The organism is Streptococcus australis ATCC 700641 (genome assembly GCF_000186465.1).
Classification (GTDB): Bacteria; Bacillota; Bacilli; order Lactobacillales; family Streptococcaceae; genus Streptococcus; species Streptococcus australis.
Genome location: NZ_GL636096.1, coordinates 1 through 501, shown reverse-complemented (window position 1 = coordinate 501; position 501 = coordinate 1). Strand labels below are relative to the sequence as shown.

General features: G+C 53.3%; 1 protein-coding gene. It reads right to left on the bottom strand.

Translation table 11 applies throughout. The features are described from left to right. The coding region (locus HMPREF9421_RS10485; protein ID WP_211205871.1) for a hypothetical protein at positions 1-501 on the bottom strand (501 nt) is incomplete at both ends.

The window sequence follows — 501 nt, the reverse complement described above, 5'->3', positions numbered from 1 at the left end:
CTCTGAGGTGCTCATTGAAGCACTTTGGGACGCTGAGGTACTTGCTGATTCTGACGCGCTTGTTGAAGCACTTTGGGATGCGCTAGTACTTGCGGATTCACTCGCACTTGTAGACGCACTTTGGGACGCTGACGTACTTGCGGATTCGCTCGCACTTGTAGACGCACTTTGGGACGCTGACGTACTTGCGGATTCGCTCGCACTCGTTGAAGCACTTTGGGACGCTGACGTACTTGCGGATTCACTTGCACTTGTAGACGCACTTTGCGATGCTGAGGTGCTTGCTGATTCAGAAGCACTTGTTGAAGCGCTTTGCGATGCGCTAGTACTTGCTGATTCGCTCGCACTTGTAGACGCACTTTGCGATGCTGACGTGCTTGCTGACTCTGAGGCACTCGTTGAAGCACTTTGTGAAGCGGACGTACTTGCGGACTCGCTCGCACTTGTCGATGCGCTTTGCGATGCGCTAGTACTTGCTGATTCGCTCGCACTTGTTGAAGC